The organism is Pseudarthrobacter sp. NS4 (genome assembly GCF_024758005.1).
Taxonomy (GTDB): Bacteria; Actinomycetota; Actinomycetes; order Actinomycetales; family Micrococcaceae; genus Arthrobacter.
This window is the reverse complement of the sequence record NZ_CP103288.1, coordinates 1,871,359-1,890,917: the sequence shown is the minus strand read 5'-3', so window position 1 is coordinate 1,890,917 and position 19,559 is coordinate 1,871,359. Positions and strand designations below refer to the sequence as shown.

Annotated in this window: 15 protein-coding genes, 1 tRNA gene and 2 pseudogenes; 6 read left to right on the top strand and 12 right to left on the bottom strand. The window is 63.1% G+C overall.

Annotation, left to right across the window (positions count from 1 at the left end; translation table 11 throughout):
• Positions 1 to 348 precede the first annotated feature (348 nt).
• Positions 349 to 564, top strand: coding sequence for a YegP family protein (locus NXY83_RS08815; protein WP_258805712.1), 216 nt, complete (start codon positions 349 to 351; stop codon positions 562 to 564).
• A 48-nt stretch (positions 565 to 612) separates the two neighbouring features.
• Entirely contained in the window at positions 613 to 852 is a 240-nt protein-coding gene (locus NXY83_RS08810; protein ID WP_258805711.1) for a hypothetical protein, read from the top strand.
• A 707-nt stretch (positions 853 to 1,559) separates the two neighbouring features.
• On the opposite strand, the gene NXY83_RS08805 is transcribed toward NXY83_RS08810, so the two are convergent.
• Positions 1,560 to 2,150, bottom strand: coding sequence for a recombinase family protein (locus NXY83_RS08805; protein WP_425327181.1), 591 nt, complete (start codon positions 2,148 to 2,150; stop codon positions 1,560 to 1,562).
• Between the two features lie 236 nt (positions 2,151 to 2,386).
• Here NXY83_RS08805 and NXY83_RS08800 point away from each other — a divergent pair, with 236 nt between their 5' ends.
• Both NXY83_RS08800 and NXY83_RS08795 read left to right on the top strand, forming a co-directional pair.
• Positions 2,387 to 3,079, top strand: coding sequence for a hypothetical protein (locus tag NXY83_RS08800; protein WP_258805708.1), 693 nt, complete (start codon positions 2,387 to 2,389; stop codon positions 3,077 to 3,079).
• 1,136 nt (positions 3,080 to 4,215) lie between these two features.
• Positions 4,216 to 5,364 (top strand): hypothetical protein, encoded by a 1,149-nt coding sequence (locus NXY83_RS08795; protein ID WP_258805707.1) that lies wholly within the window; start codon positions 4,216 to 4,218, stop codon positions 5,362 to 5,364.
• 474 nt (positions 5,365 to 5,838) lie between these two features.
• Here the strand turns inward: NXY83_RS08795 and NXY83_RS08790 are convergent, their stop codons facing one another.
• From NXY83_RS08790 to NXY83_RS21030, 5 genes and pseudogenes are all read right to left on the bottom strand, one after another.
• Positions 5,839 to 6,207, bottom strand: a complete 369-nt coding sequence (locus NXY83_RS08790) for a type II toxin-antitoxin system death-on-curing family toxin (protein WP_258805706.1) — start codon at positions 6,205 to 6,207, stop codon at positions 5,839 to 5,841.
• Entirely contained in the window at positions 6,204 to 6,410 is a 207-nt protein-coding gene (locus tag NXY83_RS08785) for a ribbon-helix-helix protein, CopG family (RefSeq protein ID WP_231938419.1), read from the bottom strand. Before NXY83_RS08785 ends, NXY83_RS08790 begins: the two co-directional genes overlap by 4 nt.
• A gap of 60 nt (positions 6,411 to 6,470) precedes the next feature.
• A pseudogene (locus NXY83_RS08780) lies at positions 6,471 to 6,739 on the bottom strand (transposase); the annotation flags it as partial.
• A 42-nt stretch (positions 6,740 to 6,781) separates the two neighbouring features.
• Complete coding sequence (locus NXY83_RS08775; RefSeq protein ID WP_258805704.1) at positions 6,782 to 7,312, bottom strand: YbhB/YbcL family Raf kinase inhibitor-like protein; 531 nt, start codon at positions 7,310 to 7,312, stop codon at positions 6,782 to 6,784.
• Positions 7,313 to 7,321: 9 nt separating this feature from the next.
• Positions 7,322 to 7,471 (bottom strand): annotated as a pseudogene (locus NXY83_RS21030) (carbohydrate kinase); the annotation flags it as partial.
• A 487-nt stretch (positions 7,472 to 7,958) separates the two neighbouring features.
• Here NXY83_RS21030 and NXY83_RS08770 point away from each other — a divergent pair.
• Entirely contained in the window at positions 7,959 to 8,345 is a 387-nt protein-coding gene (locus NXY83_RS08770; protein ID WP_258805703.1) for a VOC family protein, read from the top strand.
• Between the two features lie 409 nt (positions 8,346 to 8,754).
• Here the strand turns inward: NXY83_RS08770 and NXY83_RS08765 are convergent.
• Positions 8,755 to 8,836: transfer RNA gene (locus NXY83_RS08765), tRNA-Leu, on the bottom strand.
• Positions 8,837 to 9,039: 203 nt separating this feature from the next.
• Here NXY83_RS08765 and NXY83_RS08760 point away from each other — a divergent pair.
• A complete protein-coding gene (locus tag NXY83_RS08760; RefSeq protein WP_009358190.1) occupies positions 9,040 to 9,645 on the top strand; it encodes an ANTAR domain-containing response regulator in 606 nt (201 codons plus the stop codon).
• A gap of 63 nt (positions 9,646 to 9,708) precedes the next feature.
• Here the strand turns inward: NXY83_RS08760 and pyk are convergent, their stop codons facing one another.
• The 5 genes from pyk to trpA all read right to left on the bottom strand — a co-directional run bounded on the left by pyk (position 9,709) and on the right by trpA (position 19,548).
• Entirely contained in the window at positions 9,709 to 11,199 is a 1,491-nt protein-coding gene (pyk, locus tag NXY83_RS08755; protein ID WP_258805702.1) for a pyruvate kinase, read from the bottom strand.
• A 70-nt stretch (positions 11,200 to 11,269) separates the two neighbouring features.
• The gene (locus NXY83_RS08750; protein ID WP_258805701.1) at positions 11,270 to 12,727 is read right to left on the bottom strand and encodes a glutamate synthase subunit beta; all 1,458 of its coding nucleotides are present in this window, start codon (positions 12,725 to 12,727) and stop codon (positions 11,270 to 11,272) included.
• Positions 12,720 to 17,333 (bottom strand): glutamate synthase large subunit, encoded by a 4,614-nt coding sequence (gene gltB / locus NXY83_RS08745; RefSeq protein ID WP_258805700.1) that lies wholly within the window; start codon positions 17,331 to 17,333, stop codon positions 12,720 to 12,722. Before gltB ends, NXY83_RS08750 begins: the two co-directional genes overlap by 8 nt.
• A 262-nt stretch (positions 17,334 to 17,595) precedes the next feature.
• Positions 17,596 to 18,750 carry a prolipoprotein diacylglyceryl transferase gene (lgt, locus tag NXY83_RS08740; RefSeq protein WP_258805699.1) on the bottom strand — a complete coding sequence of 385 codons (1,155 nt, stop codon included), beginning with the start codon at positions 18,748 to 18,750 and terminating at the stop codon, positions 17,596 to 17,598.
• Positions 18,751 to 18,753: 3 nt separating this feature from the next.
• Positions 18,754 to 19,548, bottom strand: a complete 795-nt coding sequence (gene trpA / locus NXY83_RS08735; RefSeq protein WP_258806114.1) for a tryptophan synthase subunit alpha — start codon at positions 19,546 to 19,548, stop codon at positions 18,754 to 18,756.
• Positions 19,549 to 19,559 lie beyond the last annotated feature (11 nt).

Below are 19,559 nucleotides of genomic sequence, written 5' to 3'. Positions count from 1 at the left end.
GCAGGCTTCCCTTACCGGCTTAGAGGGGGCCCGCCGTGACTCCTACTTTCCCCAGCAACCCTTCCCGACCACAGCATGGCGGCGATGATCATGTGCGGCCGCCCATCGACTTCTCAGACCCCGGGACTGCCCAGGAGTTGCCTCGCCGATGGCCGTCCGTGCCCACCCGTGAGCTCGTGCGCATCCGGGCCGCACTCCTTCAGATCCAGCACTCAGCCCGCCAGGGAAGACCCCACCAGCTACCCGAACCGGCCCTCACGCTGCTGGACCTTGTGACAGCAGAACTAAGCCGGCGGCGGGAAACCGTCACGACCCCTGTCCTTTCCGAGAACCGACAAGGAGACTCCGATGGCCGGGCACTTTGAGCTTGTATCCGACCCGGACGGCAGCTGCAGGGTGAAACTGATCGACGGCCGGGGCAGGGAACTTGCCGTCTCGACTCCCTTCACTGACAGCCAGGCTGCGGTGCAAGGGATAAACGCATTCCGGGACATTGCCGCAACCGCTGTGGTCAAGGACCGCACCTCCAGCGCCCAGGACCACAGCAACCAAAACCGGAATTAGTCCGCGGGAGCGGCAAGAACGGTACGTCCACGATGAGGGAGCTTGGTGGTGGACAAGATTCCAGCTGCAGTCCTCGTCATCGGCGCGGGCATCGCATGGCTGGGCCTGGCGGTAGTCCTTATCCTCCGGCTCCGGCGGCGAAGGAGAGGATCGTCACTGGTCCGATCTGCAGGACCCTCCGGGGCGACCGTGAGCTACCGCCGCATCAGACCCGTGGGTGTTCGCATCGGCCACATGCCTGAACGCCACCGCGGACTGAAGGCCCGGAAAGTCCCAGGCCCCGAGTGACACTGCTGAACCGCCGTTCCCGTATGTCCCCATATGGAAGCCGTGGGCCGGCCCCCCCCCCCCCCCCCCCCCCGCCACGTTGTCACCGGCCCACGGCGGTGGCCCGCCCAACCTGGGCCACCTTCACCTGCCGCCGCATCCTTGAGGCAACAGGTGGTCTCAACCCGGATCCGGGCGCTGATCCTCCTGATTGACTGACGGACCGGTCGGAGGCGCGCCGCCGTCCTGATGTTGCGAGGTGGACTGCTCCGCCCTGCGTGAGAGTTCCGCGGTCACCAGGGGGAGCAGCTCATGCGCTGAGCGTGACCCGCTCGAGCCGATGCGGGTTTCAAGGGCGCGCTGCAGCCGGAGGAGGTCTGCCGTTGGCACGGCCGGCCAGCGGCGGAAGGAATGGAAAATCCTGCCCCTGACAGTAGATCCAAGCTGCGTGTGTTCGCGATGGGAGCTGCCGGCATGCGGTTCCATAGTTGGGCTCTCTTAGTGCCAGTGCCGGCTGACTGCTCAACCACGAGTACAAACAAGATACCCAGCCAGGGCCTCTGAATAACGTGCCCTGCCGGTATTTATGCTGGCTGGTAGTGCTTCTGATTACTCGCTGCTCACCGGCATCTGCGGTCGCTCAACCGCCTGCGGCCGACTCTCCGCCGCACATGCCGGCTCGCCCGTAATCTCGGCGTCCCCGAAGTTACTTCAAAACTTGAGGCGCTCTATGCGGCTGCAGTTGCGGCTTCCGGGACGTCATTACGGCTAAGGGCTCGAGTCAGTGATGAGACGCTGACGCTGAGTATCTGGGCCGTCTCCTTCAAAGTTTTTCCCTGGCTGCGCAACTGCCGGGCGGCTTCTGTCTTTGACGAAGTCATCGTTCTAGGGCGGCCGCCGAGCCGCCCTCGTGCTTTCGCCGCCGCCAGGCCGGCCTTCGTTCGTTCGGACAGCCGGGACCGTTCGTACTCTGCAAGGGAAGCGAACATGTCGAAAATGAGCTTGCCGTGTGCGCTGGTGGTGTCGAGCCAGGGTTCAGCGAGAGAACGGAACCCTATCCCCCGCTGTCCCAGCACCGTCACGATGTCCGCCAAGTCCGCGGTACTGCGGCCCAGCCTGGTCAAATCGGCAACTGTCAGAACATTACCTGGTTGCAGGTAGTCCAGGCATTCCTTCCATCGCGTCCTCGCTTGGGTGGCGCCAGAGGCGTACTCCTGAAACACGCGCACTGCCCCTACCGCGACGAGTGCATCCACTTGAGAATCCAGGGACTGCCCCCGGGTGCTAACCCTCGCGTACCCAATTACGTTGCCAGACACGTCAAAAAGCCTCCTCTTTAGGTTTTGACCAGCTTTCATTTCGGAAACCAGTTCTGACCCACGATATGAGTGCTTTTTCGATATTTTTCTGTGACTTTCGGCGGTAAATGGCGGCTTTTTCGCGGCGCTATTTGTCGCGTGGCGCAGCCAGCAAGGGGATCGGCTTACGGGCATAGCGGCCCGAACGAGGAGAGCGCTCCGATGTAGATACTCAGGGCGTAGGTAAGAATGGGCGTGTGCCTCCCATTCCTGATGCCCACCTTGCAGCATTCAATCGCATGATGCTCCGGGCACGGCAACTCTTCGGTGATGCCGTTACGGAAGAACTGATCGCCCCGGATACACATCGACTGCCCAGCTTCCGGATCGGCGACCTGTGGGTAATCGGTGAGCAGTGGCTTGTAGTCGCAATCTCACCTAGCTCCTATCCGTTCGTTTACGCTCGGCGGTGGGAATTCGACTGGGACTCCGATCTCGATAAGGCGATTGCTGTACTCGAGAGTTATCACGAACGGTTCTTGCTAGCTCCCAGTGCTGGGGATATTTTTGCCGCCAGACTCATCGCACTGGTCGGCAGCGACGGCGAGGTGTATGTGACAACGGATCAGCCTGAGTTTGACCGGAGCCTCACAGTGTTGCCACGGCGTTCCGGGGCAATGGCGTTCGAGGTCCACATCATCAGCGGTTACCTCATCGTCATCGACAGTGACCACCTGGGGTGGTGGACTTTCGGGGGTGATTACATATCCGACGGCGTCGCGGAAGCGTGGAAAGTGATCGAGCAGTTAGTCGTTCGCGGCGGCATTGTTCACAGCACACGTCGCTTTACGCAACTTCTAACCCCTGAAGGTGACGTTGTCAGCGGACCGCATAGCGACGGCGTGCGCACCCGGCGCACTCAGGACCTCCACTACACGCCGTACCGTTAGCACGCGATGGTCCCTATCGACCGGCGGGATCTCGATCCTGCTGATGCCCGCGGAAACGCTCCGGGTTGTCTGCGTAGAGGATCCCTCAACGCGTGTTGGTTCCGCCCTTTTTATTGTGCTCGTAGGTGAGCTTTGCTACGTAACCGACGAAGAGCGCTCCGGGTATTGAAGCTATTCCTGGCTGATCCGGAAACAGAGTTGATAAAAGCAAGAATAGTGCGATGCTAGCCGCGAACCCGAGCGCGATCTTGAAACTTGTTCTCATATTCGAAGTGTAAATGTGTCGATCCATAACTCTCGTGATCGTGCCGCGAAGCAGAACCATGGTCAAGTTAGTTATCCGCCTCTTACCCGGTGACATGCGAAGCTCAACGTATGGGAAACCGGAGGAGCAACCGGATACGCTCGGCCGTATTCGCAGTAGCTTTTATAGCCCTGCTAGTCGGGGTCGGGGTTGGCGTCGCCTTGCTTGAAGCAAATGGAACTATCGAGGACCCCGGACAGCTCGTATGCGACTGGGTAACCCGTGGCAACTGCAGGCGCTGACTTGAGGCTGAGGTATTCGACGACTCAATCCGGTGCGACCGGCGTCGTTCTAGCAGGTGAGCCAGCGGCATAGTGCTTTTCACGTTCTGGCTGACGCATTGCTTCTAGCTCGACGAACTTCGGCTCTTCGTCCAGTTAGTCAGGCACGGGAGTAGCTCGTAACCCGCTCCTCGACCGGCCGCCGTTCAGTCCCATCGGGGGCAGCGGGGGAATCGTTGGGCCCGGTAGCCCCTGTCATTCCGGCTGCGGATGCTTCCCAGTGACACGCCGCCCGAGAAACTCCGAGAAACTGCCCGGTGAAGGTTCCGCAAAAGGAGCGGTGGCTCTCTCGCCCTTGGCTACAAGCAAACTGGAATCACTCTCGTGGATTACCAGAACGCCCCGACGAACTCGTTGCCGCTCCTGTGGTTCAACTCGAATGATCCAGCCGCGCGATACGCGTCAGGGAAGCCCCGTCCGAAGTATGTTGGTCCTTTCCCTCGTATCCACTCGCGAAGAGGAGAAGAGGACCCCCGGTGGAGTGAGAGCGAGGCATGGCAGGACGTTCTATCCGCCGCCTCACGTATCGACATCCTGGAACGGCTAGGCCAATGAACGGCAAGATCCTCGACGAGGTCAGTATCGCATCGCTCGGTGAGGATATCGCGATCGGAAAGGACCCGATCGTGTTCCTCAGCGCTCCGAACTTCGAGGACCGCTCCGTTAGGTCGGCGGCATGGATGCTCGATGTGCTCGGTGGACGTCGCGAGGGCGTGGCGGTGCAAGTGCTGTGGCTACAAACCCCGGGCGTTGATGATGTCTTCGACAGGATTAAGGCCGACAATCGCGACGCTGTTGCGCGCCGATTCAGCATCCTCGGTTCCAAGTTCGTGACTACGCGGGTCGACCTTCCGGCCATGGACGCGAACTTGGTGCTCAACAGGAATCGAGATTTGGTAAACAAATTGGGTGGACGAGCGTCACTCCTCCTCGATATATCCAGTTTGCCGCGCACCGTTGTCCGCCATTTGCTCGACGGGATTGTGCGAGAACAACTCGGAGAGCCAACGCCGTCCCGGTACTCCCGCATCATTTGTCTTTACACCGCAGCAGGTGACTACCCCGTTGGGGCCGATAGTGATGTTATCGGCGGGATTGCGGGCTACTTTACGAAGCGGAATATTCACGATCTTATATCGACCGCAGGCATTCTGGATGCCGTCGTGTCCTTGGCCGGGACAAGCCACGATAGCGCTCAGACTCTGGACGCTCTGTGGGAGCACGGACTTTCTGCACGAACTACCGTCAGCTCCCTTGCGTTCATAAACCGCGAAAATTTCATCTATTCCTATCAACGGCTGGCGCATGCTGCCTGGGTCCTGAATCGAGGACGCGAGACCGGTACTGACTTGCTGTATGCGTTCGAACTCGAGGACGTAGTACGTCAGATTTTCGAGCGGACCGAACTCGCGCTTGTGCGACATGGCGAATACCGAGCAGCGGGGGGCGAAGGTATGCCTACGTACTTACTCGGGGGATTCGGTCCGAAGCCCATTGGGCTGGCAGCGCTTCTCGCGACAATGCGTTACCAGCGCTTAATGGAGTCCGGCGGTCATTCAGCGACTTCGGATGTACTGCAAGTCAGGGGATGGCAGTACACCACGCGATACTCACACGGAGTGGGCCCATTGAAGGCTTTCGAAATCCATCTAGACGAACTGTATGCTCCGGTATGCTCCGAAGTTGAACCGCAGAGTTAGATATCATCTCCGCGCCCCCTGGGCGGAGCCGGCAACTGGGCCAACGCGGGCTCCCGTGTGGACGCTAGTGGAGCCGTCGCCCGTTCGTCGCACTGCTGAAAGAACAACTGAAGCCATGCAACTAACCCGGACGCGTTCTGTACGGACCAGACAGCTATGCCAGGGACATTGCGCATGGCTGGCGGCTAGACGCTACCCTTCGAATTGAGGGTCAAGCCACCCACCTCCGGAACAGCTTGTCAAGCTTTGTCAGCAGCAAAGCACCAAAAGCCTTCTGACCTGCGGAAACACTGTGCCCGAGGTTTGACTCGAACCGCATTCCAACCCATGCAAATACTGGGAACTCCAGAAAACATAAGCAATCCGAGGCAGTCCGGCCGATATATGGTCCAGTCCGACGCCGAGTGTGTTGACAGTGTCAACACTCTCTTTTTGCCACTTCGAAGCATCTCCGAACCGCAGGTGAACGCACGGCTACCGTCTGACGAGGTGGGTCGCAATCGTCCCCGCGCTGTCCTGCAGTGTGATGTCGCCGGCTGCCACACCCACGACGAGATTGAAGGCCTCGTCAGTGCTGAAGTCATGCCGGGAGCCGTTGATCCAGAGCATCAGAACCATCAGCGTCCAGGCCGTGCGTTTATTACCGTCGATCAGGGGGTGAAACCGCGCCACCGACTCCATGAGCGCCGCCGCCTTCGTCGCTAACTGCGGATAGGCTTCCACCCCCATCACAGTGGTCGCAGGCCTCGCCAGTGCCGAGGCCAGAAGCCCGATATCACGGACATGGAATCCAAACCGGTCACCGACCTGCAAAGCGTCCTCAATCTCGAGGTACTCGGTCACGCATCCTCAAGGCGCGTCAAAAGCTCGGCATCATGGCTCAACACGAAATCCAGACCCTCGCCTATATCACGGGTCCGACGGTGACGCTGCAGGACCAGCTCTGCACCCTGGAGCAACAACGCAGACTTCGACGTATGTTCCTCGGCAGCCAGCTGGTCCAAACGCCGATCAAGATCTTCGGGAACACGCAGATTCATAGCCATCCACCAATGGTACCAAAACAGTACCAGCAAGGGTCTGTCTCAGTTAAGTTGGCAACGCCGATCCGCGACCGTCAACAGCGCGGCCAGAATACTGTCCCAAGTTCCGTCACCGCTGTAGCGGCGGTGCCCCTTCCAAAGCATCTGCCACCGACCAACTCGGCCGGCACATCCCGCCAAGCGATCCCGCAGCGGTATCGGTAAATAATGCCCTCGACCACCCGCCGGTCGTCCCGGAAGGGGCGACCCCGGCGACCAATGGAAGACGGCAGCAACGGCTAAATAAGGGCCCACTGCCCATCAGTCAAAACATAGAAATACGAGACACCCATCACGCATTCCGGACAACCGCCTCAGTGCTTGGGAGACACGCCCTAGCGGCGTTCGAAGGTTCCCGTCAGCCTCGCCCGGCCCAAGGTGTGGTTGGAGAGCGCGGATTGCAGGGCGGCCGGGGTGTCATCAGTGCGAAGGTCCAGCCGTTCAACATCCATGGCGTGGACCACCAGCAAATACCGGTGCTGACCGTGCCCGGGAGGCGGGGCAGCTCCCACGAAACCGACAAATCCGGCATCGTTCTTCAATTGCACTGCACCAGACGGTAACCGGGAGTTGTCCCGGGAACCTGCACCGGCCGGGAGGGAGGTGACGTCTGCCGGGATGTTCACCACAGCCCAATGCCAGTAGCCCCCGCCTGGGGCATCGGGGTCGAAGACGGTGACTGCGTAGCTCCTGGTTCCCTCGGGCGCGCCCCACCAGGTGAGCTGGGGCGATTCGTCCCGCCCGCCGGATCCCAGGACGGCGCTGCGTTGAGCTTCCGGAAGAACCTGGCCATCCTCGAAGGATTCGCTGATGACTTCGAAGGATTCGATCCCAGATGTTGGTGCAAATGGATCATGCGTTTTCATGGCTTCCTTTCACTTGCTGTCAAGCTCCGCACCCGTCAGTACGACAGCAGGAGCGTCCTCTGCGGCGGTTTCAATGCAGTTGAGTTCGGCACGCGTGGGCGGATTAGCGCCAGCGCGTGAGACGGTCACGGCCGCAGCCCTGGCCGCGTGCGTGAGGAGCCGGCAAGGCGGGCCACTCTATCTCGTCTGTCACTGGGACAGCCTATCTAAGGGGTGGAATTTTGGCTTGGTAGCACAGAATTCGGGCGATCGAGCCCATTTCGCATCAAGAAAGTCGACGATAACCCACAACTGGACTCAAGAACTCCGCGAGCCTCATACGAGCATCAGGGGTTCATTCTGGGCTGGCTCCCGTTTAACACATGGCTTTCTCACTGCAAAAATCTACACCGCGCGACACACTGCCTTGATCCAACTGTCCCGAGTGATCAGACGAATCATCGCTGCCTGTCATTCTGATGCTTCATCGTCGCTGGGGCCTCCGCGCAACCAGGGCCCCAACCGGGAGGGGCACGTGGCCGATCGGCCGACCGCCCCGAGCGCTACGGTTATGTTGGGGTAGCACCCGTTGTAGGTACTCACCGAGTGGTTGCCATCAGCAGTGAGAGCTTCCCCGACTGCTGGACAAAACAGCTGAGGAGACGCCATGACGGTCACTTTCAACCACACCATCGTCTACGCAACGGACAAGCGCCGTTCGGCGGACTTCCTGGCGAACGTGCTCGGACTGCCGAAACCCCAAGCCATGTGGTCATTCATGACCGTGCCCCTCGACCACGGAGTGGCCCTCGATTTCGCCACCGCGGACCGGCCCATCTCCCCGCAGCACTACGCCTTTCTCGTCAGCGAGGAGGACTTCGACGGAATCTTCGCAAGGATCCAGGCCCAGGGCATCCCCTACTGGGCTGACCCGGGACGGTCCCGCCCGCAGCAAATCAACCACAACGACGGCGGACGTGGCGTCTACTTCGCGGATCCTGACGGGCATTTCCTCGAGGCGATCACGCGTCCATACGGATCGGGTGCTGCATGAAGTCCTTGATACCCTAACGGTCCCCTTTTGCAGCTCGCCCGTCCTTCTGGGAGCGGAGCGCCGCAGTTGCTGCCAGATCTGCTCGATTAGAACGGCCTGAAGATACACGTATGTCGTGTCCGACGCAGCTGCCGGCTGGCAGGCACGCCCTGCGGCCGCTCTGTCTGGAAGCCCCGATACGTAGAAGATTGCAGCGCTCAACGACACTCTGTTCAGCTATGTGCCGATGAAAATTGTGCCCTGATATTTGCAAAGACGGGCCGTGAGCGCAGTCCGCGGCCTTATGTCCCTCATTACGGTGCCCGTACCAGCCCTCGTGATGGTGCACCGTAACAACACCTTGGATGGCAAAAAGTCAAGCTTTGTCAACAGTCAGAAGAGAAAAAGCTGCTGACCTGCGGAAACACTGTGCCCGAGGTGGGACTCGAACCCACACACCTTTCGATACCGCATTTTGAGTGCGGCGCGTCTGCCAATTCCGCCACTCGGGCGCGGAATACATGGAGCAAAAGGCTACGCCCACAGCTGACTGTGAGCAACGCGATTGCTTCACGTACGCGGAATTACTCTACATGCAGATAGGCTGAATTCCAGAATCGCGCCGCCGACGCCGCAACCGACCATGCAGATCAAGTACAGGACCGGGCGCACCTAAGATAGTAATGTCCCCGCCGTACCTTTCCAAGGAGATCCCGTGACTGAACAGACGGAGTCAAAACCCACGTCCCAGCCGGCGCGCCGCGTCATTGTGGCCGAGGATGAAACCCTCATCCGCCTCGACATCATCGAGATCCTGCGCGGCGAAGGCTATGACGTTGTGGGTGAGGCGGACAACGGCGAGAAGGCCGTCCAGCTCGCCGAGGAATTGAAACCGGACCTGGTCCTCATGGACGTCAAGATGCCCGTCATGGACGGCATCTCGGCGGCGGAAAAGATCGTCAAGGCCCGCATCGCCCCCGTAGTACTGCTGACCGCGTTCAGCCAGAAGGAACTCGTGGAGCGCGCCCGCGACGCCGGCGCCATGGCCTACGTGGTCAAGCCCTTCACCCCCGCCGACCTCATTCCCGCGCTGGAGATTGCCCTCTCCCGCCACGAGGAGATCAAGGCCCTCGAAAGCGAGGTCTCCGACCTCCAGGAACAGTTCGCCACCCGCAAGCTCGTGGAGCGTGCCAAGAGCCTGCTGACCACCAAGATGGGCCTGACGGAGCCGGAAGCTTTCCGCTGGATCCAGAAGACCTCCATGGACCGCCGCCTCAGCATGCGCGAAGTGGCAGAGACCATCATCAACCAGGTCAACTAACTGCTGCCATAGACAAGAGAAAGGACCCCTGCCAAGCGGCAGGGGTCCTTTTCTTGGTAAAGGCTAGGCCTTCTTCTTCTTTTCCGGCCAGGGGCCGAGCTTTTCCTTGTTGCTGACTGCTTCGCCAACACGGGTGGAGTCGGCGAGGTCGCCCACCTTGTGCACCTTCAGCGAGTTGGTGGAGCCGGCCTTTCCGGGAGGGGAACCGGCGGCGATGACCACAAGGTCGCCGTCCTCAACGAGCTGCATTTCCAGGAGGCTGCGGTCAACCTGGGCGGTCATCTCATCGGTGTGGTCCACCATCTGGACCAGCACCGGCTGGATGCCCCAGGTCAGGGCCAGCTGGTTCCAGACCTGCTCCACCGGGGTGAAGGCGAAGACCGGCTTGATGGGGCGCAGGCGCGAGAGGCGGCGTGCGGAATCGCCGGACTGGGTGAACGCACAAATGTACTTGGCGTCCAGCTGGTCGGCAATTTCGACGGCGGCGCGGGTGATGGCGCCGCCACGGGTCTTGGGCTTGGTGCCCAGCGGGGGGACGCGCTCCAGGCCGTGGACCTCGGTGGATTCGATGATCCGGCCCATGACCTTGACTGTCTCAATGGGGTACTTGCCCACGCTGGTCTCACCGGAGAGCATCACCGCGTCTGCACCGTCCAGTACGGCGTTGGCGCAGTCCGATGCCTCTGCACGGGTGGGACGAGGGTTGTCGATCATGGATTCCAGGACCTGGGTGGCCACGATGACCGGCTTGGCCCAGCGGCGGGCCAGCTCAATGGCGCGCTTCTGGACGATGGGCACTTCCTCCAGCGGAAGCTCCACGCCCAGGTCGCCACGGGCCACCATGATGGCATCGAACGCGTCGATGATCTCGGGAAGCTGGTCCACGGCCTGCGGCTTTTCGATCTTGGCGATGACCGGCACGCGGCGGCCTTCCTCGTCCATGATCTCGTGCACGCGGGCGATGTCGGACGCGTCCCGGACGAAGGAAAGCGCCACCAGGTCAACGCCGCGGCGCATGGCCCAGCGGAGGTCGTCCTCATCCTTTTCACTCAGCGCCGGAACGTTTACGGCCACGCCGGGAAGGTTAATGCCCTTGTTGTTGGACACCATGCCGCCCACGGTCACCTCGGCGACCACCTTGACGTCGTCAACAGCAGTAGCGCGCAGGGCAACCTTGCCATCGTCGATCAGCAGGGCGTCGCCCACGTTGACGTCTTCGGTGAGGCTCTTCAGCGTGGTGGAGCAGATGTCCTTGGTGCCGGGAACGTCCTGCGTGGTGATGGTGAAGGTGTCACCAACAGCGAGGGCGTGCGGGCCGTCAACGAACCGGCCCAGGCGGATCTTGGGCCCCTGCAGGTCAGCCATGATGGCCACGGCCTTGCCCAGGTCGGCCGCCGCCTTGCGGACGTTCTCGTAGGTGTTGTCGTGCACGGAGTAGTCGCCGTGGCTCATGTTCATCCGGGCGACGTCAACACCGGCTTCCAGCACCGCGAGAGTGTTTTCGTAGCTGGCAATTGCCGGGCCGAACGTAGCCACAATTTTTGCGCGTCTCATATACCTACCCTATTGGTCTCTTGCATTGGTTAAGTTGTCGCGGGGGTGAACAAAAGCCCCCGATGCTGCATTAGAGGACGGCGATGGCACGGTCCGTCGGCGCCACGGGGGCGGGAAGAATGGTGCTCCCCATCAGGTACTTGTCCACTGCTGCCGCGGCGGCACGTCCTTCGGCGATGGCCCACACGATCAGGGACTGCCCGCGCCCGGCGTCACCGGCCACGAAGACGCCCTCGGTGTTGGTCATGTAGTAGCCGTCGCGGGAAACATTGCCGCGGCCGTCGAATTCGGCGTGCACCTGTTCTGTGATGCCTGCCGGCTCGGCGCCGGTGAAGCCCAGGGACAGGAACACCAGGTCCGCAGGGATGATCCGCTCGGTACCGGCCTTGGGCAGGCGCCTGCCGTCAACGAACTCCGTCTCGGCCACCTTGACGCCGGTCAGCTTGCCGTTCTCGCCAACGAATTCCACGGTGGAGGCGAGGTACGTCCGCTCACCGCCTTCCTCGTGGGCGCTGGCCATCTCGAAGAGGGTGGGGAACGTGGGCCACGGCTGGTGGCTGGCACGCTCTGCCGGCGGCTGCTTGCCGATGGCCAGGGTGGTCACGGATGCGGCGCCGTGCCGGTGCGCGGTCCCGAGGCAGTCCGCCCCGGTGTCGCCGCCGCCAAGGATCACAACGTGCTTGCCCTGGGCGTGGATCTGGTTTTCAACGGTCTCCCCCGCTACTGCGCGGTTGGCCGGTACCAGGTAGTCCATGGCGAAGTGGATGCCTTCAAGGTCGCGACCCGGGATGGGCAGGTCGCGCGGAACCGTTGCGCCGGTGCAGACCACCACGGCGTCGTAGCGGCGGCGCAGCTGCTCCCAGGTCACGTCGGTGCCGACGGCCACGCCGGTCCGGAAACGGGTGCCTTCCGCCTTCATCTGCTCGACGCGGCGGTCCACCTGCTCCTTTTCCATCTTGAAGTCGGGGATGCCGTAGCGGAGCAGGCCGCCGATCTTGTCGTCGCGCTCGTACACGGCGACGGTGTGGCCCACACGTGTCAGCTGCTGCGCGACGGCCAGGCCGGCAGGGCCGGAGCCGACGACGGCAACCGTCTTTCCGGTCAGGCGTGCGGGAGGCAGCGGGCTGACCCAGCCGTTGTCCCAGGCTTCGTCGATGATGGAGACTTCCACCTGTTTGATGGTGACGGCAGGCTGGTTGATTCCCAACACGCAGGACGCCTCGCACGGGGCGGGGCACAGCCGGCCGGTGAATTCGGGGAAGTTGTTGGTGGCGTGGAGGCGCTCAATGGCTTCCTCGCCCTTGTCCCGCCACATGAGGTCGTTCCACTCGGGAATGAGGTTGCCCAGCGGGCAGCCCTGGTGGCAGAAGGGCACGCCGCAGTCCATGCAGCGGCCAGCCTGGGCCTTCAGGGTGCCCTTCTCCTGCGCCTCGTACACTTCCTTCCAGTCCATGATGCGGACGGGAACGGGACGCCGTGGCTGCGTTTCACGCTGGCGTACTTTCAAAAATCCGCGTGGATCAGCCACCGGTTACCTCCAGGATTCGAGCCCACACTTCTTCGCCGTCGGGGTCCAGGCCCTCTTCGATGGCGTCGAGACGGGTTTGCAGCACGGCCGCATAGTCGCGCGGCAGCACCTTGGTAATGCGGGCGGCGGTGTCATCGAAGTTCTCGAGGAGGCGCGCGGCCAGCTGGGAGTCAGTTTCTTCAACGTGCTTGACCAGGAGGCCGTGCACGATGTCGCGGTCCTCGGCGTCCAACTCCCGGAGCTGGAGTTCACCGGACTGCAGTGCATCCTTGTTCACCCGGGCAGTGTCCAGGTCAAGGACGTAGGCGGTACCGCCGGACATACCGGCGCCGAAGTTGCGCCCGGTGCGCCCAATGATCAGCGTCTGGCCGCCGGTCATGTACTCGCAGCCATGGTCGCCGATGCCTTCGACGACGGCGGTGGCACCGGAGTTGCGCACAAGGAAGCGTTCGCCCACCTGGCCGCGCAGGAACAACTCACCGCTCGTGGCGCCATAGCCGATCACGTTGCCGGCAATGACGTTGGTCTCCGCCTTGAAGACGTTGGTGCGGTCCGGGCGGACGATGATCCGGCCGCCGGACAGGCCCTTGCCCACGTAGTCGTTCGAGTCGCCGTACAGCCGCAGCGTGATGCCGGCGGGCAGGAAGGCGCCCAGCGACTGGCCGGCGGTGCCAGTGAGGGTGACGTCGATCGTGTCTGTGGCCAGCACGTCGGTGCCAAACGTCTTGGTGACGACGTGGCCCAGCATGGTGCCCACGGAACGGTCCGTGTTGATGACATCCACGGCAATTTTCACCGGGCTGCGGTCCGTCAGCGCTTCCGTGGCCATGGTGATGAGGCGCTGGTCGAAGTGCTTGTCCAGCTCGTGGTTCTGGCCGGTCATGTTGCGCAGCGGTGCGTCGTCGTCGAACTCAAGGCCGTGCAGGATCGGGTCCAGGTCCAGCCCGTCCGCCTTCCAGTGGTTAACCGCGTCCCGGGCGTCGAGGACCTCGGCATGGCCGATGGCCTCCTCCAGGCTGCGGAAACCCAGCTCGGCCAGGATCTCGCGGACTTCCTCGGCAAGGAACTCGAAGAAGTTGACCACGAACTCGGGCTTGCCGGTGAACCGGGCCCGCAGCTCAGGGTTCTGGGTGGCGACGCCCACCGGGCAGGTGTCCAGGTGGCAAACGCGCATCATGATGCAGCCTTCCACCACCAGCGGAGCGGTGGCGAAGCCGAACTCCTCACCGCCCAGCAGTGCAGCGATCACAACGTCGCGGCCGGTCTTGAGCTGGCCGTCAACCTGGACCACCACGCGGTCGCGCAAGCCGTTGAGCATCAGGGTCTGCTGCGTCTCGGCAAGGCCGAGTTCCCACGGGACACCGGCGTGCTTGAGCGAGTTCAGCGGCGAGGCGCCGGTTCCGCCGTCATGGCCGGAGACGAGTACGACGTCGGCCTTCGCCTTGGTCACGCCGGACGCCACGGTGCCGATCCCGACTTCCGACACCAGCTTGACGTGCACGCGGGCCGAGGGGTTGGCGCGCTTCGCATCGTAGATGAGCTGCGCGAGGTCCTCGATGGAGTAGATGTCGTGGTGCGGGGGCGGGGAGATCAGTCCGACGCCGGGCGTCGAGTGCCGGGTACGGGCCACCCAGGGGTAGACCTTCTGCGCCATCAGCTGGCCGCCCTCGCCGGGCTTTGCACCCTGCGCCATCTTGATCTGGATGTCGTCTGCGTTGGTCAGGTACAGGCTGGTCACGCCGAAACGTCCGGACGCGATCTGCTTGACTGCGGAACGCCGCTTCGGGTCAAGGAGGCGGTCCACGTCCTCGCCGCCTTCACCGGTGTTGGACTTGCCGCCCAGCTGGTTCATGGCGATGGCCAGCGTCTCGTGGGCCTCCTGCGAGATGGAGCCGTAGCTCATGGCGCCGGTGGAGAACCGCTTGACGATGCTGGAGACCGGCTCCACTTCCTCCAGCGGAACAGCGGGGCGCTCGTTCTTGAACTTGAGCAGGCCGCGCAGCGTCATCAGGTTGGTGGACTGGTCGTCCACTCCCCTGGTGTAGGCCTTGAAGATGTCGTAGCGGCGCTCACGCGTGGCGTGCTGGAGCCGGAAGACGGTCTCCGGGTTGAACAGGTGGGGCTCGCCGTCGCGGCGCCACTGGTATTCACCGCCGCCGAGCAGCGGGCGGTGGGGCTGCTCGATGCCGCCCTCGGGGTACGCCATCTGGTGGCGTGCCGAGACCTCGGCCGCAATGACGTCCAGGCCGACGCCACCGAGCTGGGAGTGGGTGCCGGCGAAGAATTCGTCCACCAGTTCCTGTCCCAGTCCCAGTGCCTCGAAGGTCTGGGCGCCGGTGTAGGAGGCGACCGTGGAGATGCCCATCTTGGACATGATCTTCAGGACGCCCTTGCCGAGGCCCTTGATGAGGTTGTAGACACCGTCCTGCGGAGTGACGCCGGTGACGTCGCCGGCTGCGATCAGCTGCTCCACGGATTCCATGGCCAGGTACGGGTTGACGGCGGACGCGCCGTAGCCCACAAGCACAGCGACGTGGTGCGTCTCGCGGACATCGCCTGCTTCGACCACCAGCGCGGTCTTGGTCCGGTTGGCGCTGCGGAGCAGGTGATGGTGTACGGCGCTGACCAGCAGCAGGGACGGGATGGGGGCCCACTGCGCATTGGAGTCACGGTCCGAGAGGACGATGTACTGCACGCCGCGGTTGATGGCACCGGAGACCTGCTCGCAGATCTCGGTGAGCCGGGAACGCAGGGCGTTCTCGCCGCCTTCGGGGCGGTACAGGCCGCGCACCTTCATGGCCACGCGGTTGCCGTCGGCGTCCTCGATGTTGGCGATCTTGGCGAGCTGGTCGTTGTTGATCACCGGGAAGGGCAGCTGGACCTGCGTCTGGCGGACCTGCTTGGTATCCAGCAGGTTGCCGGTAGGGCCGATGGCGCAGGTCAGGGACGTCACCAGTTCTTCGCGGATGGCGTCCAGCGGCGGGTTGGTGACCTGCGCGAAGGACTGCACGAAGTAATCGAAGAGCAGGCGCGGACGCTTGGACAGTACGGCCACCGGGGTGTCCGATCCCATGGCGCCCAGCGGTTCGGCGCCGGTGCGGGCCATCGGGCCCAGCAGGATCTTCAGCTCCTCGGTGGTGTAGCCGAAGGTGCGCTGGCGGATGTTAACCGAGGCAGCCGTGTGCACCACGTGCTCACGCTCGGGAAGCTCGTTCAGGTCGATCAGGTTGTCCTTGACCCACTCCGCCCACGGATTGGCGGCGGCAACCTCTGCCTTGACCTCTTCGTCGTCGATGATGCGTCCGGCCTCGGTGTCCACCAGGAACATCTTGCCCGGGGAGACGCGGCCCTTCTTGACCACCTTGGAGGGTTCGACGTCGATGACGCCGACCTCGGAGGCGAAGACGATCAGGCCGTCTTCGGTGATCCAGAAACGGCCGGGGCGCAGGCCGTTGCGGTCCAGGGTTGCGCCCACCAGGTTGCCGTCGGTGAAGGAAACGGCGGCGGGGCCGTCCCACGGTTCCATCAGCAGCGAGTGGTACTCATAGAAGGCGCGGCGGGCCGGATCCATGGTGGCGTGGTTTTCCCAGGCCTCGGGGATCATCATCATTATCGAGTGCGTGATGGGCCGGCCGGACAGCCACAGGAGTTCGGCTACCTCGTCGAAGGAGGCGGAGTCGGAGGCGCCGGGCGTGCAGATGGGGTACAGCTCTTCCGGCGAGTCGCCCAGCAGCGGGTTGGCGAGCTGGGACTGGCGTGCCCGCATCCAGTTGCGGTTGCCCTTGACCGTGTTGATCTCACCGTTGTGCGCAATGGTCCGGAACGGCTGCGCGAGCGGCCAGGACGGGAACGTGTTGGTGGAGAAACGTGAGTGGACAATGGCCAGCTTGGTCTTGAACCGCTTGTCCGAAAGATCCGGGTAGAACGGCTCGAGCTGGGCGGTGGTTAGCATGCCCTTGTAGACGATGGTGCGCGAGGACAGCGACGGGAAGTACACGCCGAACTTGTTCTGGGCGCGCTTGCGGATGCGCCAGGCACGGGAGTCGAGTTCGTTGCGGTCCAGTTCCTCGCCCGTGGCGGAGGCCATGAAGGGCTGGGAGAAGTAGGGCATGCAGGCGCGGGCCATGGCGCCCACCAGATCGGCCACCACCGGCACCTCGCGCCAGCCGAGGACCTTCAGGCCTTCATCGGCGGCAAGGCCCTCGATGCCGGCCTTCGCTGCGTCAGCTTCGCGCTGTTCAGCGGGCAGGAACGCCGTGCCGGCCACGTACTGGCCTGGCCCGGCAAGTTCGAACTCTGTGACAGCCCGGAAGAACTCGTCCGGGATCTGCATCAGGAGGCCTGCGCCGTCACCGGTGCCCTCGTCTGCGCCTACGGCACCACGGTGCTCGAGGTTGCGCAGGGCAGTGAGGGCGGCGTCGACGATGTCGTACCCGGGTTCGCCTCGGAGCGTCGCGATAATCGCAAGACCGCAGGCGTCCTTCTCCTGCTCGGGGTTGTACAGCCCGGCGGCCTCCGGCAGGGCTGCGAAACGCTTGAACGGCGACATGGCGGCCTCAGGCTGATCCGGTTCGGACCAGCTGGGAGTGTGAAGAGTTTGGGTCATGGGAGACGTCCTTCCTCCTGATCGTGCGTATGGAAGGGACACCATTGGCCCCACTCAGTCGGCGCCGCGGTGATGGCACAACAAAGTGTTACTTACTGGAAATTGTAGGTCAGCCCGGCCTGCTCAACTAACGGTTACGCAGGCCCCTGCCCAGGGCTTCATCCGACAGCAGCTCTATGCTGTCCGGACTGGCCCCATGCCACGACACTGTGGTTTTCGGGAGCTCCGAGCGGTGGCTCTGCTGCCCTGTCCGGCCGGCGGTCTACTTGCTGGTGCCGGCCTCTGGTGCGGATCCTGTGGCCGTGCTGCCGGAGTGTCCGGCAGCCGTTGCATCCGTTCCCGGCTTTGAGCCGGACGATGCCGCCGCGGCGTCTTCCGTGGGGGCGGAAGCATGCCGGGAACCGCTTTGGTTATGAGGGAGATTATCACGCGATTCACTATCTGAGACAACGGAGTCCGGATCACGGACCTCGTCGCCCTTATCCCCGCCAGCGGTTGCGATGGTCGTTTCCGCCGGTTCATGGCCACTCAGGTACACGCTGTCGGGCTCGGGACGGCCCTTCATTCCCAACAGGATAAAGGCAACCAATGCGACGGTAAAGACAAGGATGCTGGTCCAGACGTTCAGGCGCGTGGTGATGCCGAAGAGGGAAATCTGCTCAGCATCGTCAATCCGCATCGCCTCGATCCAGACCCGGCCCAGCGTGTAATACATGGCGTAGAGCCAGAACAGCCTGCTGCGGCGGAAGTTGAATTTCCGGTCCAGTGCAAGCAGGATGACGACGCCAACCAGGTTCCACAGGGACTCGTACAGGAAGGTCGGGTGGAACAGGGTGTCCGCGGGCACGCCGGCCGGGAAGTTTGCATTGTCGGCGTCGATCTCCAGGCCCCACGGCAGAGTGGTGGGGCTCCCGAAGAGTTCCTGGTTGAAGTAGTTGCCCCAGCGGCCCACAGCCTGGGCCAGAAGGAGGCCGGGTGCAGCGGCGTCAACGAAGGCGGTGAGCTTGACCCCGCTGCGGCGGCAGCCGATCCATGCGCCAACGGCGCCGAGCAGCACGGCACCCCAGATTCCGAGGCCGCCGCGCTGGATCTGCGGGATAAGCGAGAGGTCGCCGGTGCCGTCGAAGCCGGGGCCGAAGTAGGCGTCCGGGGACGAGACCACGTGGTAGAGCCGACCACCGATGATGCCGAACGGGATGGCCCAGACGACGATGTCCCAGACGCTTCCTTCAGGCGCTCCGCGCTTGGCCCAGCGGACGGAGGTCAGCCAGAGGCCCACCACGATGCCGGCCAGGATGCACAGTGCATAGGCGTGGATGCGCAGCGTCCCCCACGGCAGGGGGATGTCGAACCCGGACCAGTCCGGGCTGGGGATGCCGGCGGGCACCATGGCGGCTGCCTGAAGGAGGGTCTGCATGGATTAGGCTTCTTCCCTGGTCAGGCCGGAGCTCAAATCCTTGGTGAGGGAAGCGACCGCTTCCACGCCGCCGTCGCGGATTGCTGCCACCAGGGCGGTTCCTACGATGACGCCGTCCGCATAGGCAGCGATTTCACGGACCTGGCCGGCGCTGGAAACACCCAGTCCGACGCACACGCGTTGTGCGCCGGCGGCGCGTGCCGCAGCCACAACGTCCTTGGCTGCGGTGCTCACGGAGGTCCGGGCTCCGGTAACACCCATGATGGACACGGCGTAGACGAAACCGCGGCTTGCGTCGACGGTCCGCTGCATGCGCTCCGCAGTGGACGACGGTGCCACAAGGAAAACCCGGTCCAGGCCGTACTTGTCCGAGGCCGCCATCCATTCAGCAGCCTCGTCCGGGATGAGGTCGGGAGTGATGAGCCCTGCTCCCCCGGCCTCGGAGAGACGGCGGGAGAACTCGTCCACGCCCATCCGGATCACGGGGTTCCAGTAGGTCATGATCAGGACGGCGGCGTCGGTCTTGCTGGTGATGCCGGCAACCACGTCGAACACCTGGCGGACCGAGAAGCCTTTGGCCAGCGCCTCGGTGGTTGCGGCCTGGATGACCTGGCCGTCCATGACGGGATCGGAATACGGGATGCCGATCTCGATCAGGTCTGCACCGTTCTCGGCCAGTGCAATGCCGGCGGCAATGGTCTGCTCCACGCTGGGGTAGCCGGCGGGAAGGTACCCGATGAGGGCGGCCCGGCCTTCAGCGCGCGCCTTGTCGATCGCTGCTGCCGACTTGCTGGTCATCTGTGCGGTGC

Excerpts from the sequence above, each read along its gene's own strand:
- NXY83_RS08815 (WP_258805712.1), top strand. The coding sequence starts at position 349 with ATGGCCGGGCACTTTGAGCTTGTATCCGACCCGGACGGCAGCTGCAGG.
- NXY83_RS08795 (WP_258805707.1), top strand. The coding sequence starts at position 4,216 with ATGAACGGCAAGATCCTCGACGAGGTCAGTATCGCATCGCTCGGTGAG.
- NXY83_RS08785 (WP_231938419.1), bottom strand. The coding sequence starts at position 6,410 with ATGGCTATGAATCTGCGTGTTCCCGAAGATCTTGATCGGCGTTTGGAC.
- NXY83_RS08775 (WP_258805704.1), bottom strand. The coding sequence starts at position 7,312 with ATGAAAACGCATGATCCATTTGCACCAACATCTGGGATCGAATCCTTC.
- NXY83_RS08770 (WP_258805703.1), top strand. The coding sequence starts at position 7,959 with ATGACGGTCACTTTCAACCACACCATCGTCTACGCAACGGACAAGCGC.
- pyk (WP_258805702.1), bottom strand. The coding sequence starts at position 11,199 with ATGAGACGCGCAAAAATTGTGGCTACGTTCGGCCCGGCAATTGCCAGC.
- gltB (WP_258805700.1), bottom strand. The coding sequence starts at position 17,333 with ATGACCCAAACTCTTCACACTCCCAGCTGGTCCGAACCGGATCAGCCT.
- lgt (WP_258805699.1), bottom strand. The coding sequence starts at position 18,750 with ATGCAGACCCTCCTTCAGGCAGCCGCCATGGTGCCCGCCGGCATCCCC.
- trpA (WP_258806114.1), bottom strand. The coding sequence starts at position 19,548 with ATGACCAGCAAGTCGGCAGCAGCGATCGACAAGGCGCGCGCTGAAGGC.